The sequence below is a fragment of the Leptonema illini DSM 21528 genome (assembly GCF_000243335.1).
Lineage (GTDB): Bacteria > Spirochaetota > Leptospiria > Leptospirales > Leptonemataceae > Leptonema > Leptonema illini.
On sequence record NZ_JH597773.1, the window covers coordinates 3,661,965 to 3,677,234 of the forward strand.

At 54.1% G+C, this 15,270-nt stretch carries 18 protein-coding genes and 1 tRNA gene; 13 read left to right on the plus strand and 6 right to left on the minus strand.

Annotated elements, in window-relative coordinates:
• Nucleotides 1-1,395, minus strand: a complete 1,395-nt coding sequence (locus tag LEPIL_RS16930; protein WP_002774333.1) for a phosphohexomutase domain-containing protein — start codon at nucleotides 1,393-1,395, stop codon at nucleotides 1-3.
• Between the two features lie 84 nt (nucleotides 1,396-1,479).
• Between LEPIL_RS16930 and LEPIL_RS16935 the strand changes: the two genes are divergently transcribed.
• The 3 genes from LEPIL_RS16935 (at nucleotide 1,480) to LEPIL_RS16945 (ending at nucleotide 2,994) form a co-directional block, all read left to right on the plus strand.
• Nucleotides 1,480-1,561 (plus strand) — tRNA-Leu (locus LEPIL_RS16935).
• A gap of 228 nt (nucleotides 1,562-1,789) precedes the next feature.
• Nucleotides 1,790-2,290 (plus strand): chemotaxis protein CheX, encoded by a 501-nt coding sequence (locus tag LEPIL_RS16940; RefSeq protein ID WP_040919048.1) that lies wholly within the window; start codon nucleotides 1,790-1,792, stop codon nucleotides 2,288-2,290.
• A gap of 47 nt (nucleotides 2,291-2,337) precedes the next feature.
• Nucleotides 2,338-2,994: an LIC10729 family protein gene (locus LEPIL_RS16945; RefSeq protein WP_002774336.1), complete on the plus strand. Its 657-nt coding sequence runs from the start codon at nucleotides 2,338-2,340 to the stop codon at nucleotides 2,992-2,994.
• A 28-nt stretch (nucleotides 2,995-3,022) separates the two neighbouring features.
• Here LEPIL_RS16945 and LEPIL_RS16950 read toward each other — a convergent pair whose 3' ends face one another.
• Entirely contained in the window at nucleotides 3,023-3,361 is a 339-nt protein-coding gene (locus LEPIL_RS16950; RefSeq protein WP_002774338.1) for an STAS domain-containing protein, read from the minus strand.
• A 138-nt stretch (nucleotides 3,362-3,499) separates the two neighbouring features.
• On the opposite strand from LEPIL_RS16950, the gene LEPIL_RS16955 reads away from it, so the two are divergent.
• From LEPIL_RS16955 to LEPIL_RS16970, 4 genes are all read left to right on the plus strand, one after another.
• Nucleotides 3,500-4,483, plus strand: coding sequence for a tetratricopeptide repeat protein (locus LEPIL_RS16955; RefSeq protein ID WP_157135101.1), 984 nt, complete (start codon nucleotides 3,500-3,502; stop codon nucleotides 4,481-4,483).
• Nucleotides 4,480-5,499, plus strand: coding sequence for a hypothetical protein (locus LEPIL_RS16960; RefSeq protein ID WP_002774347.1), 1,020 nt, complete (start codon nucleotides 4,480-4,482; stop codon nucleotides 5,497-5,499). The genes LEPIL_RS16955 and LEPIL_RS16960 overlap by 4 nt, the downstream gene beginning before the upstream one ends.
• 157 nt (nucleotides 5,500-5,656) lie before the next feature.
• Nucleotides 5,657-6,115: a hypothetical protein gene (locus tag LEPIL_RS16965; protein ID WP_245826904.1), complete on the plus strand. Its 459-nt coding sequence runs from the start codon at nucleotides 5,657-5,659 to the stop codon at nucleotides 6,113-6,115.
• Nucleotides 6,116-6,149: 34 nt separating this feature from the next.
• The gene (locus tag LEPIL_RS16970; RefSeq protein ID WP_002774350.1) at nucleotides 6,150-7,070 is read left to right on the plus strand and encodes a DNA-methyltransferase; all 921 of its coding nucleotides are present in this window, start codon (nucleotides 6,150-6,152) and stop codon (nucleotides 7,068-7,070) included.
• A 152-nt stretch (nucleotides 7,071-7,222) separates the two neighbouring features.
• Here LEPIL_RS16970 and LEPIL_RS16975 read toward each other — a convergent pair whose 3' ends face one another.
• Both LEPIL_RS16975 and LEPIL_RS16980 read right to left on the minus strand, forming a co-directional pair.
• Entirely contained in the window at nucleotides 7,223-7,465 is a 243-nt protein-coding gene (locus LEPIL_RS16975) for an AbrB/MazE/SpoVT family DNA-binding domain-containing protein (protein WP_040919053.1), read from the minus strand.
• A gap of 131 nt (nucleotides 7,466-7,596) precedes the next feature.
• A complete protein-coding gene (locus LEPIL_RS16980; protein ID WP_002774354.1) occupies nucleotides 7,597-9,267 on the minus strand; it encodes a DEAD/DEAH box helicase in 1,671 nt (556 codons plus the stop codon).
• Nucleotides 9,268-9,349: 82 nt separating this feature from the next.
• Here LEPIL_RS16980 and LEPIL_RS16985 point away from each other — a divergent pair, with 82 nt between their 5' ends.
• From LEPIL_RS16985 to LEPIL_RS17000, 4 genes are read left to right on the plus strand one after another with little or no spacing between them, the layout of a single operon-like run.
• The gene (locus tag LEPIL_RS16985; protein ID WP_002774356.1) at nucleotides 9,350-10,198 is read left to right on the plus strand and encodes a substrate-binding periplasmic protein; all 849 of its coding nucleotides are present in this window, start codon (nucleotides 9,350-9,352) and stop codon (nucleotides 10,196-10,198) included.
• A 9-nt stretch (nucleotides 10,199-10,207) separates the two neighbouring features.
• Entirely contained in the window at nucleotides 10,208-11,788 is a 1,581-nt protein-coding gene (locus tag LEPIL_RS16990; protein ID WP_002774358.1) for a hypothetical protein, read from the plus strand.
• A gap of 2 nt (nucleotides 11,789-11,790) precedes the next feature.
• On the plus strand, nucleotides 11,791-12,342 hold the full coding sequence (locus LEPIL_RS22500) for a cysteine hydrolase family protein (RefSeq protein ID WP_002774360.1): 552 nt from the start codon (nucleotides 11,791-11,793) through the stop codon (nucleotides 12,340-12,342).
• A complete protein-coding gene (locus LEPIL_RS17000) occupies nucleotides 12,339-13,040 on the plus strand; it encodes a hypothetical protein (protein ID WP_002774362.1) in 702 nt (233 codons plus the stop codon). Before LEPIL_RS22500 ends, LEPIL_RS17000 begins: the two co-directional genes overlap by 4 nt.
• A 15-nt stretch (nucleotides 13,041-13,055) precedes the next feature.
• Here LEPIL_RS17000 and LEPIL_RS17005 read toward each other — a convergent pair whose 3' ends face one another.
• Nucleotides 13,056-13,673, minus strand: coding sequence for a YbhB/YbcL family Raf kinase inhibitor-like protein (locus LEPIL_RS17005; RefSeq protein WP_002774364.1), 618 nt, complete (start codon nucleotides 13,671-13,673; stop codon nucleotides 13,056-13,058).
• A 77-nt stretch (nucleotides 13,674-13,750) separates the two neighbouring features.
• Nucleotides 13,751-14,689, minus strand: a complete 939-nt coding sequence (locus tag LEPIL_RS17010; protein ID WP_002774366.1) for an aldo/keto reductase — start codon at nucleotides 14,687-14,689, stop codon at nucleotides 13,751-13,753.
• A 10-nt stretch (nucleotides 14,690-14,699) separates the two neighbouring features.
• On the opposite strand from LEPIL_RS17010, the gene LEPIL_RS23570 reads away from it, so the two are divergent.
• Both LEPIL_RS23570 and LEPIL_RS17015 read left to right on the plus strand, forming a co-directional pair.
• Nucleotides 14,700-14,864 carry a hypothetical protein gene (locus LEPIL_RS23570; protein ID WP_002774367.1) on the plus strand — a complete coding sequence of 55 codons (165 nt, stop codon included), beginning with the start codon at nucleotides 14,700-14,702 and terminating at the stop codon, nucleotides 14,862-14,864.
• 63 nt (nucleotides 14,865-14,927) lie between these two features.
• Entirely contained in the window at nucleotides 14,928-15,266 is a 339-nt protein-coding gene (locus LEPIL_RS17015; protein WP_002774369.1) for a hypothetical protein, read from the plus strand.
• Nucleotides 15,267-15,270: the final 4 nt, after the last annotated feature.

Below are 15,270 nucleotides of genomic sequence, written 5' to 3' on the forward strand. Positions count from 1 at the left end.
TTAGCGAAACAGCTCCAGTAATTCCTGAAGGCCTTTTTTATCGGGAGCCTGTGCGATCAGGCGCAGGATGGGCTCGGTGTTCGAGGCGCGCAGATGTACCCAGGACCGGTCGTTAAAGAGCAGATGCAACCCGTCACGGTGATCGACGTATTGCAGCTTGCCTGTTCGCAGGGCAATGGATTCGAAGCGGCCAAAGGCCTCGTTGAGATCGCCGTTTCGTTCAAGCTTCTGCTTGCTCATAAAAAGCGGGGGGATCTGTTGTAACAGGTCGTCTACGCCTTTTACGTTCTGCGCCGCCATCGCCGAAAGAATCCACGCGGCGCCGGCCAGCGAATCTCTTCCAAAAGAAGGCAGAGCCGGATCAATCACGCCTCCGTTCCCCTCACCTCCAAACAGCGCCTTGCGCGAAAGCATCTGCCCGACGACGTTCGCCTCACCGACGGCGGAGCGCTCCACCCGATGTGGGCCGGCGACGGCATCAAGCAGCGTCGATGTCGACAGGTTCACGACCAGGATGCCGGGCTTTTTAAGCGTCTCGCGTTTACCGAGAAAAGCCAGCGGAAGCGTGTATTCTTCGTGAACCGCTCCGAGGTTAACCGATCCCGTTACCAGGCGATCGGCGTCGGGATCGAGGGCGAATCCGACGGCGGCTTTTTCTTTTTTAACGAGAGCGCCGAATTGCTTTAAGGCGGCCGGCGTGGGCTCGGGCGGACGCGGAAAGCGGTCGCTTGCTTCACAATAAAGCGGAACGACCTTGCAACCGAGCTCGGCAAGAAGACGCGGCAGCGCTTCTCGTCCGGCTCCGCCGACAGCGTCGACGACGACGCGAAACTTGTGTTTGCGGATGGCGCTTATATTCGGCAGCGATTTCAGGATGGCCTTGATATGCAGGTCGATGCCGTCTTCATGCGTCGTTCTGCCGAGCTTCAGGCTGCGTCCGGGTGTGGCGGCAACAGTCGGTCGGTGTGCGGGCGAGGCGATCTCGGCAAGCAAGGCGTCGACCGATGTCTGGTCGTAGAAGAATCCGCCTTTACCGAGGAACTTCAGGCCGTTCCATTCTTCGGGGTTGTGAGATGCAGTGACGATGAGACCTCCGCTTGCCTTTCGCGCGGCGACGACGGCCTTCACCGTCGGCGTCGGAGCGATCCCCGTATCGATCACCGTCTTGCCGCGCATCTCAAGGATCGCACGAAAAAGGCTGATAATCGGTTCTCCTGTGGGCCGTGAGTCACGACCGAGAACGATGGTGTTTCCCGTCGTGTCGGCGAAGGCCGTGGCGATGGTGCAGAGCTCGTTCGGATCAAGTCCGTCGGGCAGAACGGCGCGAATCCCCGAGACCGAGATCATCAGCTTTTTCTCGGCGACGGCCTTTTGAAAGATGGATGGCAGCTTCATTGGTTCCAGCTCTGATCGTCAGACGGAGCAGTCGAATTTATTTTTTGCTCGACCGGCGAAGAAGCCGGCGAAACGTTGCATCAAGCTCAGGTGGTGGAATGGTAGACACGCTACTTTGAGGTGGTAGTGCCTTCGTGGTGTGGGGGTTCAAGTCCCCCCCTGAGCAGTTTCTTCTTCCTGTTGCTTGCGACAGAACCTCCCCAACTTCCACCGCTTATCAGGACGCTCTTACGGGCTCGTAGCGCATTTCAATACCTGCAAGATCGACCGCTGTGCAATGTCCTTCCTTCTGCTGCCCTGTTGTCAGCGCGAGGGCGTTCGGTTCTGGTATTTTCATGTCGGCCGGTTCCTGCGCGCTTGTTTTTATGGCCATGAAATCCGAAAGACATTAGGAATGGACCCGCTTTTAGATGAAAAGATCGTGCTGACCGTATCTCGCTCCTTTGTCGAGTATATGGAGGAACAGCTGCATATTCAGGCATGGCGCGAGGCATATGGCCCGTCGGTGAACGAAGGCCTCTGTTACGAGAGCACGACCGCACTACCTTTTTCGGGCGATTTCTCGGGCAGCCTCTACTTCTGCATGGACGGTTATACCCGTCTCAAGCTGCTTCCGCTTATAGCCGAAACCTTCCAGATCGATAGCGTGGCAAAGGGCATGGCCGATTCCATTCTGGCCGAGTTCGCCAACCAGATCAGCTTTCGCATTCTGCACGAATTCGACGATGCCGGTTATCAGCTTCATCTGCAACCGCCCGAATCGCTCAACCATAAACTTGTGAGTATCAATCTGCAGAACCAGAGGCAGTATATCGTGATCTTCTTTATCGAGGATCGACAGAAGAAACAATACCTCGGTCGCTGTCACGTCGTGCTGGTGCTCGATAAGTTCTGATCTGTACCCGGGTGTGCGTCGTTATCGCGGGCAGCTTTTCATTTCAGATGCAGCCCGTTTCGTTCGAAGATGGAATAATGGCTCGCCTCGCCTCTCTTTTCCGGGTTGCTTTTCTGCCGATGACGCTTCTCTGCGTACTGCCGCTGCGTTCCGAGACGATCGTTCTCAAAGAGGATCGACCCATCCCCGCATCTCTTGGCTTCGGGGAGGAGCTGGATGCCGAGGAAATCGTGACATGGTACGAACTCGAAAAGATAGCCGCCGCCGAAAATCGTATCGTTCTATCGGATTGCGGCACGGCCGGACTTCAGGATAACATCGCCCGCTGGATTCCTGAGACGGGGCTTGAGTTCACTCTGAGGCCGCAGAGCAATCGCCGTGTTTTCTTATATCTGGATTTTGTCGGCATGATCGACCAGGACATGGAGGCCATCGCCGACGAGCAGCGCTGTCGGCCGGCTCGCCGCGAGACCATTCTTCCCTCCGCGAAACCGGGCCCGTACGAGTGGGTTGAGGTATTCGTAAACGGCAAGCGCAAGCTCATCACCTATCAGGGTCACGACGTCGGCTTTACAGGGCCGATCGCCGTTCCGGTATCGCGCGATGAGTTTCGCGCCGGCCTGATACACGTGCGTATCGTGCCATCAGGCCGATTGCTGGCGCTGTGGGATGTCTTTTTAAGCCACAGCCCGCCCGAAGAATAGGCGGAGCTGCGATAAGGAATAGGCGAAATCAGAATCCGCTGTAACGAGTTTGAAAATCGTCGGTGGAGAGGATTTCAAAATAGGTGGTGAGACCGCTTACTTTGAAGACCTTCTCGATGGCGGGCTTGAGGTTGGCCACACACATATTTCCGTTCAGGCTCTGCACATAATTCAGAGATTTTATGAGAATTCCGATCCCGCTTGAGTCTATATACGTCAGACGGTCAAGGTTGATGCAGACGTCGGAGTTCTGAGCCTTGATGCTATCCTCAAGCGCGCTTTTCAGATCGAGCGAAGTATAGATGTCGAGAGACCCTTCAAGGTCGAAGACATATTTATTTTCTTTGTTGCGGACGGTGATTTCCATAGAGAATTACCAGTAAAAGAGCTGCCAGGGGACTGAATCGTGCCGGCTTTGATAAGAGCCGTCCTTGCCGAACACATGAAAAAAGATGGAAATTTCTTTTCAATGACTTTTCGAAACTTTGCAATTAAAAAAACCTGCGTGTTACTGCTGATTCTTCTGGTCACATTCGTCCAGGGTCTGCATGCAAACGGCCGCGCCCTTTTTGAAGAGGCCTACCGAATTGAGAAAACCCGGCCGGAACGTGCCGCCGTCCTTTATCGGCAGGCGCTGGATGCCGGTCTGACGGCCGATCTGAATAAAGCGGCTCGCTGGAGGCTGTATTTCCTCTGCCGCTCGCAGGGCTGGTATCTGGAGGCCTATGAAACGCTGAAAACCGTCTCGCATAAGGCTTCGATCGAAGACTCGTTGATGGACGACATCAAGAGCCAGTGGGGGCTTCGCCGGCAGAGCTTCCTCAACTACGCGAAAATCGCCCGAAGCTTTAAAAAGGGCCGAAGCCCCAGCGAATCCGATCTATCCGCCTTGCGTGCGATCTATGGAGAGGGCTCGAACCGCTTTCGTGCCGACCTCGATCGGTGGCTGAAGGAGCAGGGTCAGGAGGCCGTCAGTGTTCAGCTTGCGTCAGGCGATAAGAATCTCTCGGATGCAGAAGCGGCGATCCGAACGGCATCGTATTTCGTCGATCGTAACGATCCAGGAAAGGCCCGGGAAGCTCTTGAGTCGGTTCTCACATCGGATCGTCTGAGCCGCGACGAGCGTATGCGCATCCTGTATTTGCTCGGCCGTCTGGAGCGCCTGACCGACGACGGGGAGTCGGCCGTTTACTTTCGCATGGCGGCTAACTATGGCTCGGGCAACGAAAGGCAGCGGCAGATGGCGCTCGCCGCCTTTTCGCTCTATCGGGATGGGTTATCTGAACAGGCCTCTCAGCTGACGGTTCATATCGATGCGACCGTCATCGACGATGCAGGCATGAAGCTCTTTCTGGACGTCGTCGCCGCCGACGTGCGCGAAGATGCCGACGCTCTTGCCCGACTGCGCGCACGAGAAAAGGATCTGCGCAAACAACGCAACAGCTTCCTGGCCGAAAGAGCTCTGATGATACTGGAGCGAAGGCGATGAAAACTTTGAAAGCATGGCTGCTATTGCTGCTCATCGTCTCCTGTGCGTCTCCGCAGAGGAAAGACGAGATCGATAGCGGCAAGGATTCTCGATCTAAACCCGAAGCAGAAAGGAAGACCGATGAGTCCACTGCCCTCACTGCAGAAGAATCTCGCCGCCGCGCAGAAAAGGCCTATGAAGAGATGCTGCGTCGTGAGCGAGAACAGAAGAATAGCGACATCAGTATTGAGCAGGATCAGACCGGAAAAGAAGAAGCTAAAAAAGAAACAGTCTCAGATGTGGCGCAGAAGGACGAAGGGCGTGACAGCCATGAAGATTCCGATCGACAGAATCGCCTTGAAGAGCAAATGCTGGCCGACGAGGCAAAGAAGGAGCGAGAGCGAACGGAGGCCGTCGCGCTATTGAGCAAAGATAGAGAGGAAGAGCAGCAGGCGCGCAAGGCGCAGGATGTCTACAGTAAGAACCGCCCGCTGATGCAAGAAGAGGCCCGTCGCCTCAGCGTTGCCGATGCATCGGAGCAGAAGCTCTTTGATCAGGATTACGAACACTTCCTTGCCGCAAAGAAGCGTGACGAAGAATACCGAAGCAGCCGCATCGCTAAAGTCGACACAGGACGCGATCTCTTCTATCGCCTTGACGCCCTGAAGATGTTTCCGTCGCGCCTCGAGATCGGCGATGTGCGCAGCCGATCGATTCAGCTGATGCGAAACCGTAACCGTCAGCAGTTCATGGGCTTTGTAAAAGACATGAAGTATGTTCCGCTTGTGCAGGCGGTTCCGCTGCCCGGCGGTCCGCCCTCTCGACTGAGGCTATACGAATTCTTTAAAGGCCGTCCCGGTAACTATGTGCTTCTGGAAGACGGACAGCCCGTGACGATTCGCGTAAAAAATCAGAACTACCGCATCATCAACATCCGAAGCGACGGCGATGTGCTGATTATCCTGGATCTTGAACGCGATGACTTCAAGGAGTATTACAGACTGTCGGTCGATGATATCGTGCTTGTGCTGGAGTGAGCCGAAGCGGGCCTTCAGAAGAGAATTGAATAAATGTAGGATCACTATGCACCCATTGGAAGTAGAATACGGATTAACATGTGAGCGATTGTTGGATAGTCTTGCGAAACGGTTTCGAGCGAGAGTCACCCTTGAGGGGGCCGTTGCAGAGGAGCAAATGGCTGAGCACTTGAGAAAAGCGAAGCAGAAAGGCGTGATTGAGAGGTTTGAAGAGCACGACCTGGATGGACACGCAGATTTTTCGATATGGATTCGCGGCCGTAACGAGCCACTTCTGGCCGAGTGCAAGAATGTTCGCAACCACGAAGAGGCTTACAGAAAAGGTGGTGAGGTTATCGCCTATAAAGTGGAGACGCAAAAGACCCGGACATCGAATAGTGATGCATCGAGTCGTTACTACGATACAACCCAGTTTGATATCTTGGGCGTCTGCCTTGGCAAAAAAACGAAAGATTGGCGCAATTTTGTCTTTGTAGCTACACATCGACTTGCTCGACATAAAGCTTATCCCGGGAAACTCGCCGTTATGCAGCCCGTACCTTTGCCCTATCTCGTCGAAGTCCCTTGGTACGACGATATTGGGGATTTGATCGAAGCCGAATTCGGGAAAAAATAGTTGCCTGGACCAAACATGCGTTTAGCGTGGGATTATGAAGCCATACTATAAGACAAAATCTGGCCGTGCTTATTTGGGTGATTGCCTAGAGGTTCTGAAGCAGGTGCAGACAGAGTCTGTAGATTTGGTTGTTACTTCACCTCCCTACGCGCTACATTTTAAGAAAGAATATGGCAATGCCAGCCAATCTGAATATGTCGATTGGTTTTTGCCGATTGCGTTAGAAATAAAGCGAATCATGAAGCCGACTGCCAGCTTCGTTCTAAATATTGGCGGAACCTGGACTCCCAAAATCCCTACCCGCTCTTTGTATGTTTACAAGCTCGTTTTAGCCTTATGTGAAACCGCTTCATTTCATCTGTTGCAGGAATTCTTCTGGTTCAACCCGGCTCGAATGCCGGCACCGGCTGAGTGGGTGAATGTACGTAGAATTCGAGTCAAAGATTCCGTTGAGTATATTTTTTGGTTCGGAAAAGATCCTTTTGTTAAAGCTGACAACAGGCGAATTCTTCGGGAATACAGCAAAGATATGCAGCGTTTGATAAAGAAAGGCGTGAAGAATACGGTGCGCCCCTCCGGTCACGTTATCAATGAGTCCTTTTCAGCCGACAAGGGTGGCAGTATTCCACCTAATATTATCATCGCTGGCAATAATGAAAGCAATAGCAATTATATTCAAGGAACAAAAGCCAAAGGGCAAAAGGTGCATCCTGCTAGATTTCCAGGCGATATTCCGCGTCTGTTTATCGAATTTCTAACCAATCCGGGTGACGTTGTCCTAGATCCATTTGCAGGCTCGAATACAACGGGCTTTATTGCTGAACAGCTGGGAAGGCAGTGGATCGCAGTCGAGCTGTCTGAGGAGTACCTCTCTAATTCGCAGCTTCGGTTTAAGGCGGGTAAGCAGAAGCAGGATTCAGATGAGAACGATCTTTTTGCAGCGGTTGGGTCGTAAAATCTTCAGGCTTCTTTGAAGATTGCCTACGCTCAATTTGTCCAAGAGTATCCTTGGATTATTGAGGGAAGAGCCAAATCTCTGCGTTGCGTTTTACAGTGTATCAATACAGAGGCAGTAACTGCGCAGTTCTTGGAACAGCATGATCAATGTCATTGGTATCCTGCCGATCGAAGTTCACGCGCTTTCTGAATATCTTCATCGACCGAACCGATTTCAGCGTCGAAATATCCGTGGAACTTGAGAAAGGGTTTTTCGGCAGGCTCAAGCCGAATTCCATCCTTATCAATATTCCACTCGATCACGTCTGAGACGCCGAGTTTCATTCTGTCTCGAATCTCACGAGGGATAGTGATCTGGAATTTTGATGTCACTCTGGAGCGAATCTTTTTCACTCCCTTACCAAAGGGGAAATTGTAAGGGGAGTCAAGTTGTTTCTGCGAGTGTGCAAAAAAACGGTCGGAGGCTATGAGCGATTAGCATTGAGCGGAAGCGGGCCCAGGCCCGCCTCATTCAAGCTCTTGTATCAATCTTTCTTTTTGAAAAGTCCGATGATACGTTGCAGCAGAGAAGGCTTCTTCACCGGCTCTCTCTGTTCGCGACGTGAATCACGACGCTGGTCCCTGCGCTGATCGCCCCGACCACGATTGTCGCGATCCTGGCGACCGCGTCCCTGCGAGCCCCGGCCCGAATCACGACGGGAGTCGTTGCGACCGCCTCGTCTCGATTCGCCCTGTCGGGAATCGCCCGGCCTGGAGTCGCCCGGACGAGCCGGTCCTCTCTGCCCGTCACGAGCCTGGCCCGCAACGCCCTCAATCGTCGCCTCGCGTCCCTGATTGTTCTTTTTACGACGACGCTTCTTCTTACCCGTTTGCTCGCCTGACTCGCCGGCAACGGCGGCCTCGGGCCTTGCAGGCCGCTCACCGCTGCGGCGATCGGAACCCTGACCACGTCCACCGCGGGTATCGCGTCCGCCGCGACGGTTTCCGTCTGACAGGCGATCTCCGCGCGGACGGCGATCGCTTTCGTTCAGGCGCTCCTCTTCGGGAACGCTGATCGGCGACGGCGCCGGAAAGATAAACATCTCGGGATCGATGGCATCGACGGGAATCTTATGTTCGAGAAGGATCTCGATGCGCGGAAGGCATTCATAGTCCATCTCGGAGCAGAACGAAATCGCCGTGCCTTCTTTGCCCGCTCGCGCCGTTCGTCCGATACGATGCACGTAGGATTCGGCGTCTTGCGGAAGGTCATAGTTAAAAACGTGTGTGATGTCGTCGATGTCGAGGCCGCGGCTGGCGACGTCGGTGGCGACAAGAACGTTATACTTTCCGAGCTTGAACGACTTGAGCAGATGGATGCGCTTCTTCTGATCGAGAAGCGAACTGATGCCCGTCGCATGCACTCCGTATTTGCCGAGTACACGCACGATGTCCTGCACGCGATGACGTGAGTTTGTGAAAACGATGCCTTTGATATCGGGAATGCTGCGGATCAGATTCACAAGATAGGGCATCTTTTCATCGATGCTCAGATGATAGAGGCTCTGCTTGATCTTCTCGACTTCGACCTGATCGGTATCGATCTTGATATGCTCGGGCTCTTCCATGAAGTCGGTGATGAGGCGCATCACATAATACGACATGGTGGCCGTGAAAAGCATGATCTGCGAGTTCTCGGGGATGGCGCGCATCACGTATCGGATGTCGCGTATAAATCCCATGTCGAACATGCGGTCGGCTTCGTCGAGAACGAGCACCTTCATCGTCTCGACGGGGATCTTCTTCTGTTTCATGAAGTCGATCAGTCGGCCCGGCGTGGCGACGATAAAGTGCGGCATGGCCGCAAGCTCTTTCTCCTGCCTGTTGTAGCCTTCGCCGCCGTAGACGGTGGCCACACGAAGCGGATGAGCGGCCGTAAGCCGTACGAGCTCTTCTGAGATTTGAACGCAGAGCTCACGCGTGGGGGCGAGGATAATGCATGTGGGAGTGTCGATTTTCTCGCTGTAGATTCGATTCAGAATGGGCAGAAGGAAGGCAAGGGTCTTACCGGTTCCTGTCTGCGATATGCCTACGATATTTTTACCGGCTGAGCCGGGGGCAAAACACTGTATCTGAATGGGGGTGGGAGTCTCGAAGCCAAGTCTGTCAATGGAATTGAGGAGTTCGGGCTCCAGACCGAGGTCCCGGAATGTCATACTGACACATCGTGTTTGAACGGCATCCTGTCAATGTCGATTCCGGTTGACGTACCGGTCTCAATACCTTACCATAACAGAGATGTTACGTCACTCTTTCTTGATTTCTGCCGTATTCTTCGGTGTTTTTAGCTCTTCTCAGCTCTTATCGGCCCCTGAGCCCGGTTCATCTCTGCGATTGAAACGCATCGTTCAGACCGGAGTCATCAAGATCGGCCTGCAGAAGATTCAACCGCTCTATCTCGAAGAAGAGAGCCGTCCGGGCATCGACGTCGAGCTGGCGCATCGCATCGCCGCCGATCTTGGAGTGAAGGCCGAGATCGTCATAGGCACGCCGGAAGAGCTGATCGAGCGCGTAACTAAAGGCACGATCGATCTCAGCCTCGGCGGGTTATCGTCGACGGTGAATCGTGGATTGCAGGTGCGCTTTACAGGTCCGTACATCCTCGTCACGCCGGCCGGTCTGCTGAACCGACTGAAGATTCCCGAAGAGTCCGCATCGATCGACTTCCCGAAACGTCAGATCAATTCGCTGCGTGATATTCAGATTCCAGGAAAACTCGTCGTCGGAGTAAGAGCGGGAAGCACAAACGAACAGATCCTGAAGGCCGATGCGAAGTTCTCGACTTTTCATATCGAAACCTTCGCGACTAACCTTGACATCCTGACGGCGCTTGATAAGAACCAGATCGATCTGCTTGTCGCCGACGACATATGGATTCGATCCGCCCTGAAGAATCGGCCCGATATCGTCTCTCGTTTTCAACCCATCCTTGGCCCTTACAGCGAAGAGCATCTGAGCATCGCCGTGCCTCCAGGCGACGCCGAATACTGGATGCTCATCGACTTCATGGTCAAAGAGTATCGTCGCACCGGCGTGATCACGCAGATCCTCGAACGATATATCGACGTCACGCGCGACGTACGTTGAGGGGGATGAATGCGTCGGATTCTGTTTTTCAGTATTGCCATCAGTCTTTCCGTTCCCGTTTCTGTTTTCGCTCAATCCGCCGAAAAGCGCTTTAACTATAACGGCGACATGCTTGTGCGCGGGTTTTATACTTCGCGGGATCTTCCGCTTGAGCGTGTGACGAAGGAGCCGTGTCCGAATCCGGCAGAGGCAGGCAAGGCAGAAGCGGTGCAGTCGCCGTGCCAGGAGGCGAAGGATTTCTATACGGCACGCTTTCGGTTAAACATGATCTTTACGCCGAACGCCTATGCCGACATCTATTATGGGCTTGAGGTCGGCGACATCACCTTCGGACAGGACAGATCCAGTAAGACGGGACCGGGCTCGGGCGGCAAAGGAGCTGACGCGGTGAATCTGGAAACGCGTGAGATGCGACTGCGCTTTCATAACGAGGACCGCACGATTCATTTCGATTCGGGGCTCTTTCCAGTCGGCTCGCCGGCCGGTCTTGTTCTGGCCACAAGCGGAGCGGGCTTTCGTCTTGAAAGCGAGGCGAAGTCTCTCTATTCGAGCTTTCAGCTCGTTTATCTGCGGCAATCCGACGATTCGATCAAAGACGGCGACCAGAACGGATACAACGACGATACCTTCAAGGACGTTAACCTTCTCTACGGCAACTGGCGCTTCTTCGGTTTTCAGGATTGGAACTTCGATAGCTACGCCATCTACAGGCGTGATCCGACCGAGTACGATGATAGCGGTAATCTGCGCGATACGTCGCAGCTCTACTGGACCGGATCGCAGGTGCGTTATACGAAGGGCGATTTTTCGCTTATGTTGCACGGCGTCGCCAATGCTGGCATCGTATTGTCGACGACGGACCGTGAGACGAGCGGATCGAACAATAAGTTCTATCAACCCTCAATTACGAACGACGGCAACATTCTCTGGACGGCGACCGATAGCGTCGATCTGCGAAAGGCGTCGTCGATCTACGAGAGCGAACGTCTCACGCTGATCGAGGAGGCCCGCAATGCCTTCCCGGCGAGCCGACGACGTTATCCTGTGCGTTCGGGGGCGGCGCAGTTCGAGATGTCTTATCGGGTGGCCGACGGTACGACGGTTTCTCTGTCGGGGGCCGGCGCAAGCGGTCGTTTGAACGCCGAGACCGACGGAACGTCACAGGCCTACCGTACCGACCGATTTTTCACGGCCGGATCGGCCTTTCAATTCACCGAGATCGCCCTCGACACATCCGGAGGTTATACAATCTTCCGTAACGGAGAGCTGACAGGCTTGCGAGCCTACAAGCTCGAATGGAAACAGAAATTCACGACGACCATTGAAGGCAGGACTTCTTACACGCATATCCGCTCCGCACACGGGCTGGACGGGCAATATAACCAGTTCTACGGCTGGTGGAAGGGTCCGCCGTCCAGCGATATCGGTAACGAATGGAATGTCGTCGTTGACTGGCGTCCGTTTGCTCAATTCGTGCTTACCGCAAAGGCGGCCATCTTTCTGCCGGGGCGTGGCTATCGTTTTTTACAAGATGCCGAGCATGGCAGCGCGATCCGGGAGTATTCGATCTATTTATTGCAGCGGTTTTGAGTATGGACGATAGTAAGAGCGCACTTGTTGTCATTGACGCTCAAAGAGATTTTCTCGATGAAGAAGGGCCCTATGCGCGACGTCATAAGGGAATAGCTTCCATGCGACATACTGCCATGCGTATTGCGATGCTCTTAAAGCAGCCTCCCGTCCCTGTCGTTGCCGTCATCGCTCATTACCGACCGGATCAGTTCGCAGAGGGTCTTTCTCTTTGCATTCGAGACACATCCGGCGTTGAGCCCGCACTGGAATTACCGAAAGATCTGCCGACCTTTGTGAAACATGAGCACAGCGCCTTCAGTTCGGCTCCGTTTTTACAGTATCTGGCCGATCAACAGATCAAGCGCCTCTTTCTCGCTGGATTCTTGATAGAATACTGTGTTCGGGCCACGGCACTTGATGCATTAGCGGCCGGATTTGCTGTTGTCATCGTTGAGGATCTGGTCGATACTGCCGATGACGTTCAGCAAAGAAAAGAGAAGACAATCACTGAGTTGCGAGGGGCGGGAATAGCGAGCTGTATATCGATCGATGTACCGGTGGCCAGCTTATGAACATATCAATCCGACCGATGGTTTCCATTCTACTATATGTATTGCTCTCTCCTTTTCTCGCATCATGCATGTCAGGCCTTGAAAGAGATGTGAGGGTCCGCTTCAAGCAGTACTCGCCGGGCATGACCTCCCTGATTGAAGAAGCTCAGAGAAGAGTTCAGGCCGAGCCCAGCCGAATTAAACTGCAAACAGTGCGCAACAGATTCCTCTCAATCACGGCTGAAGATCATGGCCGACAGATCTGCGCCGTAGTGTCGTATTATCTACTGTTGAAGTACAGCGATGCCGATCTACCGGACTTCCCCGACTTCTATTTGCGTGCCATTGATGAGGGCATTATTTCAGAGACGAAATCAAAAGATTTTCCGCCCGGTTTTGCTCTCCTGGCTGGTCCCGATGCAGCAGCAAGGCTTGTAGAGCGTTACAGGGTGAAGGGCCATCCTGTTAACCTGCAACGGTCAGAAGAACCTGACCGATTTGATGCCTTGCTCTCAAGCCGAAGCAAGTATGCCGTGTTCGGTCGCGTCGATGAGAACTATGACGGGCACTATTTTCTCGTTTACGTTGACGACGAAGGAATGCTTCGCTATGCCGATGCCTTGAATACCCACAAATTCGGAACTGTCGTGGAAGAGCGGCCAAGAACCGTAGCATTCCTCGATATCAATGAGCCCTCGCCCGAAGACGAAGGCCCTTGATGATAACGATGCAGATTATCGCGAATACTTCGCCGTGATCGAGCCTTCGGCAAGCTTCATCTGATTGATCATAAATCCGACAAGGGCCGGAGAGGCATTGCCGTCCAGTGGCAGTTTATCGCTTAATGCGAAGACTCTGAGGATGTAGCGGTGCTCTCCATGACCGACAGGAGGGCAGGCTCCGGCAAACGCTGCGGCGCCTCCGTCATTCCGGGCCATGGTAGCGCCGGGTGGCAGCGTGCTCGCATTCTTGCCTGCGTCGGCCTTGAGAGACGTCACCGAAGCGGGAATATTGAAGACGACCCAGTGCCAGAAGCCGCTGCCTGTCGGAGCATCGGGATCGTAGATGGAGACGGCATAGAACTTCGTATCGGCCGGCGCTCCGTTCCATTGCACGTCGGGCGAGATGTTCTTGCCCGTGCATCCGAAGGTATTCGCAACCTGATCGTCGGCGAGTCGCTGGCCTTGTTTGAAGGCCTGGCTGCTTACGGTTAACGCCGGAACGGATCGCTCGGCCGGAGCGGAGGCACAGGCTTGCAGAATAAAAGCGGCGGCCGTTACGGCAAGCCAGGTCGCTACGGTATGAGACCTCTTTGCTGATCGCAAGAGGCGCAGTGTGTTCAGGGATTGCATGACAGGAAAGAAGCGACGGAGCCCGAAACGGCAAGGGTTTTTCGAGCTCTCTCGTTTGTTGAGTCGATCACTGCATATCAATAGGCGCTTGCGGCATCGAGCAGCTTCAACGCCTCTGCATCGAGCTTTACGTCCAGAGCGGCGATAAGAGCGTCGAGTTGCTCCGTCGTCGTCGCACTGACGATAGGCGCCGTTACGGCCGGGCGACTGAGCAGCCAGGCGAGTGCGATCTGCGCCGGAGTCGCATGAACGTTAGCCGCCACCGTATCAAGCGCACCCAGAATGCGAAGCCCGCGATCGTTCATGTACTTTTTCATGCCTCCGCCACGGGCGCTTTTCGAGAAATCCGCCTCGGAGCGATACTTGCCCGTAAGAAATCCCGCCGCCAGAGAGAAATAGGGGATGACTGCCAGCCCCTGCTCTTTGCTGACTGCGGCAAGGTCGGTCTCGAAGTCCTGCCGTTCATAGAGATTATAATGCGGCTGTAACGTCTGGAATACGGCGTAGTTCTTAGATTTCGCAATTCCCTGAGCCTCACGCAGGCGGGCGCCTGAATAGTTCGAAGCACCGATGGCCTTTACCTTGCCCGCCTTCACAAGCGAATCAAATGCTTCGAGCGATTCCTCAAGAGGCGTCGCCGGATCATCCTGATGCGCCTGATAGAGATCGATACAGTCGATCTGAAGTCGCTGCAATGATTCATCGACCGATGCAAGGATGTGTTTCTTCGAGAGGCCTTTGCGATCGGGAGCCATTTCCATGCCGACCTTCGTTGCGATGACGAGCTTCTCGCGCTTTCCTGATTGCTTGAGCCAGCGACCGATGATCGACTCAGAGATACCGGGCTTACCGATCCATCGAGCATACGTGTCGGCCGTATCGATGCAGTTCAGACCGCGATCGACAAGATGGTCGAGCATCCGGAACGATTGCGCTTCGTCGATGGTCCAGCCGAAGACGTTGCATCCGAAAACGATGGGTGTGATGTTCGTATTTTCAAAAAGGGGGCGTTGCATGTTAACCTCTATGGACAGTATAAATAGAATGGGGTGCAGCGGGGAGGATTATTTCGAGGATCGCAACGGAGACGGACGGTATGAGATCATGATTGAATACCGAAACGGCCGCCAGATCCGATACCTCGACAGAAATCTCGATAACTTCTATGATGCCCACGAAGTCGTTCCATGAGTTCATTGTGCCGGCTGATCAATTAAGCATTGACGCCGGCGCTGAGCGTGCAATTCATAGAGTATGCGTCGATTCCTGATCCTGACGACAATCCTGCTTATTTCGTTGAATTCCTGTCTTTCTCTCGGAAATGCCGTGAACGGTACGCGCGGAGGCGAAAAGATTGCCGGTTCTGTCGTAACGGGTGGCTTCGACGGCTGGGCTGCCTCTGCGATGCTCAGATCTCCGGTGGGATGGGTTAGTACGGCCGGGGCTGTTTACGGAGGACTTACCGTAGTCGTTCTGTTACTGAACCTGAGTGGCGGCGTATCTGATCTGGTCGAATTGCGGGCCGATGTTCCGGCAGGCGGCACTGCAATGAAGCCGTCCGGTGAAAGCGGCCCGATTGAAAGCAAGCAATAAGAAG